The organism is Syntrophaceticus schinkii (assembly GCF_000946815.1).
In the GTDB taxonomy this organism is placed as follows: Bacteria; Bacillota; DSM-12270; order Thermacetogeniales; family Thermacetogeniaceae; genus Syntrophaceticus; species Syntrophaceticus schinkii.
This window is the reverse complement of the sequence record NZ_CDRZ01000277.1, coordinates 1-9,413: the sequence shown is the minus strand read 5'-3', so window position 1 is coordinate 9,413 and position 9,413 is coordinate 1. Positions and strand designations below refer to the sequence as shown.

Sequence of the window (9,413 nt, the reverse complement as noted above, 5' to 3'; positions counted from 1 at the left end):
CTAAAGCAGAACCAGATCCAGGACTACGGTACCATGTTTCTGGCTATCCTGTGTTTTTCTGTCCCCAGCTTCGTCATTGCCGGCCTTCTTCAGTACCTTTTTGCCTACAGGTGGCAGATATTGCCGCCGGCCATGTGGGGATCATGGAAACACATGGTCATGCCTGTACTTTCCCTGGCCGCACTTCCTACCGCAGTTATTGCGCGTCTGATGCGCTCAGGGATGCTGGAAGTGCTTCAGCAGGACTATGTTAAAACTGCCAGGGCTAAGGGATTATCTTCATCCAAGATTATTACCAAACACGTTATACGTAATGCCATCTTGCCGGTGGTAACTTACATGGGCCCACTGATTGCGGGAATTCTCACAGGTAGCTTTATTATCGAGCACATCTTCGCTGTACCTGGCCTGGGCCGCTCCTTTGTCACCAGTATTCAGAACCGTGACTATACAGTGGTCATGGGTACAACGGTATTTTACAGCTTATTTTTGATGGGCATGAACCTGATCGTGGATATGGCCTATGCTTTTATTGACCCCCGCATCAAACTTGCAGATAGGAAGGAGTGATGGTGGTGGACCCTATATCAAAGATGCTATTTCATCCATTTACACATAAAATCGGAGAAGATGAAGCCATTGTCCGCCCCAGCACCACCTACTGGCAGGATGCCTGGCGCAGGTTAAAAATGAATAAAGGGGCAATGGCCGGTTTGGTCATTGTTATTCTCATGTTGATCATGGCTATTGTTGGGCCATATCTGACTACTTTTACCTATGACGCCCAACAGCTGTCTGTGGAATATACAAACCTGCCTTCCAGCTCAGAACACTGGTTTGGCACAGATGACCTGGGACGTGACCTCTTTACCAGGGTGTGGCATGGAGCACGGGTTTCACTTTTGATTGGCTTTGTCAGCGCCCTTGTCCAGTTCCTGATCGGTGTAACCTACGGTGGTATTTCCGGGTACCTTGGTGGTTGGGTAGATGAAGTGATGATGCGTATCGTGGAAGTACTTTCGGGAATTCCGTTTTTGCTTTATGTGGTCCTGCTGATGGTAGTGCTGGAGCCCGGTTTACATACCATACTCATTGCTCTGGGAGCGGTTTACTGGCTCTCTATGGCCAGATTGGTGCGAGGCCAGGTGCTCTCCCTCAAGGAGCAGGAATATGTTTTGGCTGCACGTGCACTGGGAGCAAGCCAGTGGCGCATTATCTTTCGCCACCTGATCCCCAACTGCATGGGACCAATTTTGGTTTATTCAACATTAGCAATTCCTGAGGCCATTTTCGCTGAAGCATGGCTGAGTTTCCTGGGACTGGGTGTCTCTGCCCCAGCTGCCAGCTTAGGGATGCTCGTCAGCGACGGTATCAGCTCCATACGGCTGTACCCCTGGCAGCTCTTCTACCCCGCTTTCTTTATCAGCTTGACAATTCTGGCCTTTAATATTTTTGGCGACGGCCTACGCGATGCTTTGGACCCACGGCTTAGGAAATAGGAGGGATTAATGTGACAAGACTTTTGGAGGTCAAAGATTTAAAGGTTTCTTTCCTGATCCCGGCGGGTGAGGTCCAGGCTGTACGAGGGGTTACCTTCTCTTTAGATAAAGGTGAATCCGTGGCCATAGTAGGGGAATCGGGCTGTGGGAAAAGTGTCACAGCTCACACCATCATGCGCCTGCTGCAATCCCCTCCTGCGGTGATCCGCGGCGGGTCAGTGCTTTTAGAAGGCAGAAATCTTCTTGATCTCACGGAAAAGGAAATGCAGAAGCTGCGTGGCAATGAAATCGGTATGATCTTCCAGGACCCCATGACCTCTCTGAACCCAACCATGAAGATAGGCAAACAGATCGCCGAAGGGGTCAAACTGCACATGGATGTCAATACAGAAGAGGCAAAAAAACGCGCCCTGGACATGGAGAATCTGGTTGGCTTCCCTAACCCGGAACGGCGCTACAACCAGTACCCACATGAGTTCAGTGGTGGAATGCGACAAAGAGCGATGATCGCCATGTCCCTGGCCTGTGAACCAAAAATCCTGATCGCTGATGAGCCCACAACAGCTCTGGATGTCACCATCCAGGCCCAGATCCTGGAGTTAATGAAGGACATCCAAAAGCGATTGGATACCGCTATTATTTTGATCACCCATGATCTGGGGATTGTCGCAGATGTCTGCCACCGGGTAATGGTGATGTATGCAGGAAAAATTGTAGAAAGCGGAAGTATTGATGACATTTATCATCATCCCCAGCACCCTTATACCTGGGGACTCTTGAAATCTGTCCCCCGCCTGGATTCGCAAGAAAAACACCGGCTGGTTCCTATTCCAGGGCAGCCGCCGGATCTGATCAAGCCTCCTGTAGGCTGTGCATTTATGCCTAGATGCAAATATGCCCTCAAGGTCTGTGTGGAACATGACCCACCACACTTCCAGGCAGCTGACGGACATCAAGCCGCCTGTTGGCTGCTACATCCTGATGCTCAAGCAGCACGGGAAGCTGTTGGACTGGAGGCAAGATCATGAAAAACAGTGAGAACATTTTGGAAGTTAATAACCTAAAAAAATATTTCCAACTGGCAGCCGGGTTTTTTGGTAAATTTTCTATTCTGAAGGCTGTTGATGATATATCTTTTTCTATTAAACGCGGGGAAACCCTGGGGCTGGTTGGAGAAAGCGGCTGTGGCAAAACAACTGTAGGGCGCACACTTCTGCGTCTTTATGAACCCACTGCCGGTGAAATCCTCTTTGATAACGAAGATATAGTGACAGCCAGCGCCAGTAAGATGCGCCAGATCAGGCGCAAGATGCAGATGATTTTCCAGGATCCTTATGCTTCACTGAACCCACGCATGACTGTAAGCGACATCATCGGGGAACCCTTGGATATTCACGGACTGGCCAAAGGAAAAGCCCGTAAAGACCGTGTTCATGAACTCCTTCACCTGGTGGGACTCAATGCAGAACATGCCACTCGTTACCCCCATGAATTCAGCGGGGGGCAGCGCCAGCGCATTGGAGTAGCCAGAGCACTGGCAGTGGAACCTGAATTTATCATCTGTGATGAGCCCATCTCAGCTTTGGATGTCTCCATCCAGGCCCAGGTGATCAACTTGCTGGATGAGCTGCAGGAAACCCTTGGCTTGACCTATCTGTTCATCGCGCATGACCTGGCCATGGTCAAGCACATCAGTGACCGGATAGCAGTGATGTACCTGGGGAAAATAGTCGAAATAGCTGACAGCGATGAGCTGTTTGCCAATCCCCTGCACCCCTATACCAAAGCACTCCTCTCCGCGATCCCCGTTCCGGATCCGGAGATTGCCATGAAAAGGAAACGTATCATTCTGGAAGGAGATGTGCCAAGCCCCATCAACCCCCCTACTGGCTGCCGCTTCCGTACACGCTGTGGGGAAGCCAAGGAGATCTGTGCCGAACAAGAACCGGTATTCAAAGGGAACAGCCGGCACAAGGTGGCCTGCCATTTATAGAGGTCGGAGGCCGGAAGTCGGAAGTCGGAAAAAAGATGCCGTGGATCAGGGGAACCGGTGGATCAGATCAGGACGGTTCTCTTGATCCACTTTTGATCCAGGTGACAAGGGGACGGTTGGGACACCAATTACCCGCTATTTCAGTAATGCCCCCCAATTCTGGCCCGCTGTTACTGGTGATTTAGGGAGTTGTTACACAGGCTGCCGTCTCCTTGATCCATTGATCTTGATCAGCGGAGCTCAAGAAAAATTGGATTGGTATAGGCAGTTCTGTTTCCCTCCATGCCTTCAATCCTCACAAACCCGGGTCCTTGTACAGTAACATGTATTTTGATCGAATGGGTGCTGTTCTCAAATGGGGTCACTTCAAGATCATGGATTGTCCTGCCGTTCATTACTACCCGCAGTCTATCGAGTTTCTGGCCCATCGGCCACCGGATTACCAGAAAGACGCGCTCACCCTGTTGGAGAGTAACGGTTTCCCCTAGATGTTTTCCCTTGACAGTAAAATCAACCAGTGGGCCATTACTGGCCACCGCGTATCCGGACTGTAAGGCTTTAATAATGCTGCTGTGGCTTGTAGAACCGCCGGTGAACACAAAGGTGAGTTTTCTGCCGATACCGGAGAGGTGATGGGCATCAGAGCCCCCTATACCAACCCAGCGCTGTTCTCCTATCTTTCTCCACTCCTCCCCCCTCTCCCAGGCCAGCCGATCCCAGGCTTGAAGGGCTTTCAGCTCACTGCATCTCCCATTTAGAATTTCAAGTCCTGTGTAACCTGTCACTTGCCATTCCTTCCAGCGGTGATCGCCGAAAATATCCCTTCTGAACGGGTGAGCGATAAAGCATATCCCCCTGGAGAAGCGCAGTTCATCAAATAGCTCCTGTCCGGTTTTTTGGCTGTTTCCTTTCCAGCGGCTGATATAGCACCCGGCATCATATACCAGAACATCTCCCCCTGTTGTGGTCACTTCCTCCCCCAACAGAACCGCTATATCAAACATTTTTTCCGCAGCGCGGCACTGCAGGCGTTCTCTGGCATAAGCAACAGGATCAAGAAGATCGTCATGGTCGGTAATGATCACCCAGTCAAAACCGGCTTTTTTACAGGCTAGCGCCTGCCTTTTTACTGTACACCAGGGTAATGCATCTGAGAATCGAGTATGCACATGGGGGTCCCCGGCCACCCAGCCGGGTAGTTTTTGTAGAGACTGGGAGTAAACAACCTCCCGGGAAACATTCAGCCTCTCTTCCTTCCCCTCCTTGATCACACTTACTATAGCTGCTAGATTAATGCTGTCCTCAAAGCATAGATCCGGTTTTACCGCTTTTAGATCGATGTTGAAGGTGAAACTACAGGTACTGTAGTTCAAAAAACGCCACAGCTTCATTTTTTGATAATAGGGTTTCTCTATTAATGTTTGTGCGACAGCATACTCTTCAGATATAGAGGGCAATTTTCTCCCTACCGCTGTACTGCCTAGAATAACTCCCCCGGCCTGGATACTGATTTCTTTTATAAAAATGCCCCGGCGATCTTCAGCTGTATTGCAGATGCTCACACAAACCTTAAAATCGGTTTCCGGCCAGCGAATAATATCAGGTGAGTCAATAGTTATTTTTATACCTTTCATTATTACCTCCACCATTAACCTTATGCCCTAATTCTACTTACGGGAAGGTAATTAAATGGTCACACCAAAGCAGGTTGCTGAGCAGATACAGTAAAAAATGTTGGTAAAAGAGATGTCCTTGTATTGAGATGAGTGAAGATAAACTTAGGATGATCACGAGAAGATGCATGCTATTACCATAAAGTCGCTCTTATCTAAAAACCTCTAAAAACTCTATTTTGTCAAACCCCTCCTCATAAGAGGGCATCTCCAGTTCCTGAAGTTTGTCTTTGATCACTTCCTCGGGAACCTTCTTCCCAGGAGGGCGGCTTCTGTTGCGCTTGATTAAGACATCCAGCTCCTGAAGGAAAACCACACCTTCCACACCGGCTCCGTATTTTTTTGCTAGCTCAATCAGCGGTTTCCGGCGGCCGCGTGTAGTGTTTGTTGCATCAAAACATACATCCTTTCCTGATCTAATATACTCTTCTAATCGTTCATAAGCCAACTGCCAAACAGCGGGTTCTAGTTGCTGGTCATACTGCACCCCAAACTCGCGGCGTCGAATATCATCTGTACTGATCACCTCACCACTGAACTGATGCAACCAGGTGGACTTCCCTGCTGCGGGGGGTCCGATAAGAATGACCAGTTTTCCCTTCATCAAATTTGCTCCTTATAAACTACTTTTTATTGCAAATGAAACCGGAATATCTACCAGGCGACAGAAAAGCACTGCAATCAAACTTTGTACCAGTTATCTATTTTAACGGCAGTTCCTGTTTCATATCAGCAACCGCGGCAAAGAGGTCACCATAGCGATCAAAGCGGTCGATGACCTGCGCGGCTTCAAAAACCAGGAGCTCCGGGTCCCTTCCTTGAGCCGCTGCCTCTAGCTCATCCCACCTGAGGGGCGTGGAAACCGCAGGCTTTTCCCTGGCACGCAGGGAATAAACACAAACCGTTGTTTTGTGGAAGTCATTTTGGCTCCAATCGATAAAAACCTTGCCTGTTCGCAGATCCTTGGCCATGCGAGAGACAACCAGATCAGGGTGCTGTTCCTCCAGCAGTTCAGCGCAGGCCCTGGCAAACCCCTTTGTCTGATCGTAGCTCACCGGATTATTGAGTGGAACGTAAACCTGCAGCCCTTTAAGGCCAGACGTCTTTGGAATACAATACAGATCAAGTTTCTGCAAGAGTTCACGCAGCATCAGCCTACCCAACAACACTCTATAATTGTGGCCGGAGGGCCGGGGTCAAGATCGAAAACCAATACAGTAGGAGTACCGGGATCTCGGCTCAGCGACAGAGAGGTGTGCAGTTCTAAAGCCGCCAGGTTGGCAGCCCAGGCAAGAGATGGAATGTCATCCAGAAGGCAGAAATTAATTTCCCGTTCACTCTTTTCCCCTCTAACAAGAGCAGTGCACAGCCAATCCGGTCTGTGCACTGGGCATTCCTTTTGATAAAAAAACTTGCCCTCTACACCATCCGGAAACCGCTTGAGTGTCACCGGTCTCCCCCTGAGGTGCGGCAGCACAGCAGGTGCAATCCTGCTGTAATAATCGATCACCTGCGCTTTGGTAAATCCCTTTGCCGGATAAAAAACCTTGTTCAAATTTGACAGAACTAGCTCCCTGCCACCTATTGATATGGTTGTTTTCTCTGATTCCTGCATTCCAACTGTAACCCCCGGTCTATCTTTTTTAGTTGCCTTTAGTATGTCAGCCTTCCTCAAGAAAATATTCTTGGAGATCGTAACCCGCCTTCAGAACATACAGATGCCTTTTATATACTACGCAGCCATAAAACTATTGGTGCCAGGAACCATAGCAGCACCTTTGCCAGTGGCCCATCGGTAAATGTATTAGCTATAAACTCCTCCCCTTATTGCGTAAACAACTGCCGTGAATGCGGCACATTTAACGAAAAAACGGCATATTATAAAGGTCTGTCTCCCAATTTTTTCATTCCCGGGAAGAAGCGATACTTTGCACTATTTGTCACAATATGCTTTTCAGAATAATTTTTATTAGGGGCTAAAACCTCATGTAATGGCACGCTTTTTGCATCTTTATATAAGTGAAAAAAGTAACATGCGGCTCAAGCCGAAAAAGGAGGATGAATAAAATGGCAGTAGCTTTGAAAGATGTGAAAAACGAGGCGCGTGAAAAAAAAATTGCACCTGGTACCCAACCAAAACAAGGACAAGAAAGTCGAATACCAGTTTCCTTATGATGACATGTATCTCCTTTATGACCACATCATGAAAAGAAAAGAAGTAAAAAAATAAATGGGTCATAAAATGATAGTTGACAGATTGCGGGGTTACCGTCTGCAGCTATAGGAGCAGGCGGTCTTTTATTCCACCTGGTTTGAGTCATACAGAAACCATTCACACCCATGCACTCATAAACCCCAACCTGCACCACAATAAAGTGAAATACCGGTTTGTCCCGATGGTGGCAGCGTGCACTGGGGACAGTCCCCAGTGCATCCGGGATTACTCTGAAGAAGCAAGAGAACCGTAACTTTGGTTCTCAGGTAGCAATCAAAACAAGCCTGACCCCATATAAAAGAAGCTGCCGGTTATTTTTTTCATTTTGGGAGGTAACCGACAGCTTCGGGGGCCGCTTTGTTAACATGTTTGCTTAAACTATTATCTATGCAATTATTGTGCCTAACCAAGTAATTGTTCATGTATAATATTATTATAGCGCCATGCTGCCGTGATAGGAAACAAAACACTTATCTACCAGCAATTTTGCATCTAAAATATTTCATATTTATACAGAGGTAATCTAGAATGAACAAAGAGTTTCAAGAATTATGGAAAATCTACCAGTACTCCTTCCCAGCAAGCGAAAGGAGAGATCTTCAACACCAGAAACAAATCTTGGATAACCCATTATATCATATAATGCCACTCTATGCCGAACAAAAACTAAACGGATTTCTTGCATTCTGGAATCTCAAGTCTTTTATTTTCATTGAACACCTGGCAATCAAAAAGGAACTGCGAGGAAAAGGTTATGGCTCAAAAGCCATCGAGAGATTGATATCCAAATACCCAAAAATCGTTTTAGAGGTAGAAAAACCGGACACATGCAATGCCAGGAGAAGAATATCTTTTTATGAAAGGCTGGGTTTTATATTAAATTTATATCCTTACCTTCAACCCCCCTACAATCCCCGCATGCATCCGGTGCCCCTTTTCCTGATGTCCTTCCCCCACAAGCTCAATAAAGGAGAGTTTCGCCAGACAAAAGATATACTGTATGAGAGAGTTTATCACCAAACCCATCCTCTTGATGCCCAGGGTGAAACAGGATGTTTAAAGGACAGTGACTCGCAGTTTACTATACCCCACTCATCCTCTTGATGCCTAAAGTGAAACAGAAACCCAAAAAGACAGTCTCCTGCAGTTCATCCATAACCCAAGGAGAAAAGGGAGATCAGTGGGAGGCAGTTCTTCTGATCCCTTTTTAGGCAACAGGGCACCTGGTACGGGTTCAGAACATGGTAAACACTATGCCCGTCCTAACCACTAACCACTAACTCGCCAACCACCAACGACTAATCACGAAACTGTCCCCCTTACACGCAGAAATGCACCAGGAACCGTCCCCATTGCACCACTACTCCCAGAGGCTCGGTGAAAACATCACAAACACCGTGTATATCTCCAGGCGGCCCAGCAGCATCAGGAAACTGAGCAGGAGTTTGCCTTGACCTGGGACCAAAGAATAATTGCCAGCAGGCCCCACTAACCCCAGGCCAGGACCCACATTGCCGAATGTGGCGGCAACAGAAGTAAAGGAAGTCTTTAGATCCAGCCCCATAGCCGTCATAGCGATACCGGAAACCGCAAAAATGGCAACATATAAAAAGAAAAACTGCATAACATTGCTTACCAGTTCATTGGATATGTTTTTCCCACCGATTTTCAAGGAAAAGACAGCGCGGGGATGGATCAGCTTCCTGATCTCCAAAATCCCCTGCCTCAATAAAATCAAGATCCTCCCTACCTTGATCGAACCGCTGGTTGAACCCGAGCAGCCTCCGACAAACATCAACATAACCAGCAGTGCTTGTGACATATAAGGCCACAGGTTGAAATCAGCTGTGGAATAACCGGTAGTGGTAATAATAGATACCACCTGAAATGCAGATGTCCTGATCAGTTCTTCCACTGCTGAAAAGGGAACTGGTATTAAAAGCATTATAGCAATCGCCACCAGGACAATTCCTGCAATAGAAAACGAAATTCCTTCATTCCGCCAAAAAGCCTTCAAACTGCGGCCGCGCAGA

At 47.7% G+C, this 9,413-nt stretch carries 10 protein-coding genes; 5 read left to right on the top strand and 5 right to left on the bottom strand.

Annotated features, from left to right (window positions below; all coding sequences use genetic code 11):
* The 4 genes from SSCH_RS14080 to SSCH_RS14065 form a co-directional block, all read left to right on the top strand.
* The coding region (locus SSCH_RS14080; RefSeq protein WP_044666032.1) for an ABC transporter permease at nucleotides 1–570 on the top strand (570 nt) is incomplete at its 5' end.
* Complete coding sequence (locus tag SSCH_RS14075) at nucleotides 570–1,499, top strand: ABC transporter permease (RefSeq protein ID WP_408645745.1); 930 nt, start codon at nucleotides 570–572, stop codon at nucleotides 1,497–1,499. The genes SSCH_RS14080 and SSCH_RS14075, both read left to right, overlap by 1 nt.
* 11 nt (nucleotides 1,500–1,510) lie before the next feature.
* Nucleotides 1,511–2,527 (top strand): ABC transporter ATP-binding protein, encoded by a 1,017-nt coding sequence (locus SSCH_RS14070; RefSeq protein WP_044666028.1) that lies wholly within the window; start codon nucleotides 1,511–1,513, stop codon nucleotides 2,525–2,527.
* Nucleotides 2,524–3,492, top strand: a complete 969-nt coding sequence (locus SSCH_RS14065; RefSeq protein ID WP_044666027.1) for an ABC transporter ATP-binding protein — start codon at nucleotides 2,524–2,526, stop codon at nucleotides 3,490–3,492. Before SSCH_RS14070 ends, SSCH_RS14065 begins: the two co-directional genes overlap by 4 nt.
* Nucleotides 3,493–3,722: 230 nt before the next feature.
* Here the strand turns inward: SSCH_RS14065 and SSCH_RS14060 are convergent, their stop codons facing one another.
* From SSCH_RS14060 to ligD (SSCH_RS22570), 4 genes are all read right to left on the bottom strand, one after another.
* Nucleotides 3,723–5,126: a CehA/McbA family metallohydrolase gene (locus SSCH_RS14060; protein WP_044666026.1), complete on the bottom strand. Its 1,404-nt coding sequence runs from the start codon at nucleotides 5,124–5,126 to the stop codon at nucleotides 3,723–3,725.
* Between the two features lie 190 nt (nucleotides 5,127–5,316).
* Nucleotides 5,317–5,769, bottom strand: a complete 453-nt coding sequence (locus tag SSCH_RS14055) for an ATP-binding protein (RefSeq protein WP_052835680.1) — start codon at nucleotides 5,767–5,769, stop codon at nucleotides 5,317–5,319.
* A gap of 97 nt (nucleotides 5,770–5,866) precedes the next feature.
* Nucleotides 5,867–6,328 (bottom strand): non-homologous end-joining DNA ligase LigD, encoded by a 462-nt coding sequence (gene ligD / locus SSCH_RS22575; RefSeq protein ID WP_232294495.1) that lies wholly within the window; start codon nucleotides 6,326–6,328, stop codon nucleotides 5,867–5,869.
* Complete coding sequence (gene ligD / locus SSCH_RS22570; RefSeq protein ID WP_198142502.1) at nucleotides 6,316–6,780, bottom strand: non-homologous end-joining DNA ligase LigD; 465 nt, start codon at nucleotides 6,778–6,780, stop codon at nucleotides 6,316–6,318. Before ligD (SSCH_RS22570) ends, ligD (SSCH_RS22575) begins: the two co-directional genes overlap by 13 nt.
* Before the next feature lie 1,128 nt (nucleotides 6,781–7,908).
* Here ligD (SSCH_RS22570) and SSCH_RS14040 point away from each other — a divergent pair.
* Nucleotides 7,909–8,484, top strand: coding sequence for a GNAT family N-acetyltransferase (locus tag SSCH_RS14040; RefSeq protein WP_052835679.1), 576 nt, complete (start codon nucleotides 7,909–7,911; stop codon nucleotides 8,482–8,484).
* Between the two features lie 256 nt (nucleotides 8,485–8,740).
* Here SSCH_RS14040 and SSCH_RS14035 read toward each other — a convergent pair.
* The coding region (locus SSCH_RS14035; protein ID WP_044666024.1) for a potassium transporter TrkG at nucleotides 8,741–9,413 on the bottom strand (673 nt) is incomplete at its 5' end.

What these genes read in the sequence shown, in the direction of transcription:
- SSCH_RS14075 (WP_408645745.1), top strand. Translation starts at nt 570, where the DNA reads ATGGTGGTGGACCCTATATCAAAGATGCTATTTCATCCATTTACACAT.
- SSCH_RS14065 (WP_044666027.1), top strand. Translation starts at nt 2,524, where the DNA reads ATGAAAAACAGTGAGAACATTTTGGAAGTTAATAACCTAAAAAAATAT.
- SSCH_RS14060 (WP_044666026.1), bottom strand. Translation starts at nt 5,126, where the DNA reads ATGAAAGGTATAAAAATAACTATTGACTCACCTGATATTATTCGCTGG.
- SSCH_RS14055 (WP_052835680.1), bottom strand. Translation starts at nt 5,769, where the DNA reads ATGAAGGGAAAACTGGTCATTCTTATCGGACCCCCCGCAGCAGGGAAG.
- ligD (WP_198142502.1), bottom strand. Translation starts at nt 6,780, where the DNA reads ATGCAGGAATCAGAGAAAACAACCATATCAATAGGTGGCAGGGAGCTA.
- SSCH_RS14040 (WP_052835679.1), top strand. Translation starts at nt 7,909, where the DNA reads ATGAACAAAGAGTTTCAAGAATTATGGAAAATCTACCAGTACTCCTTC.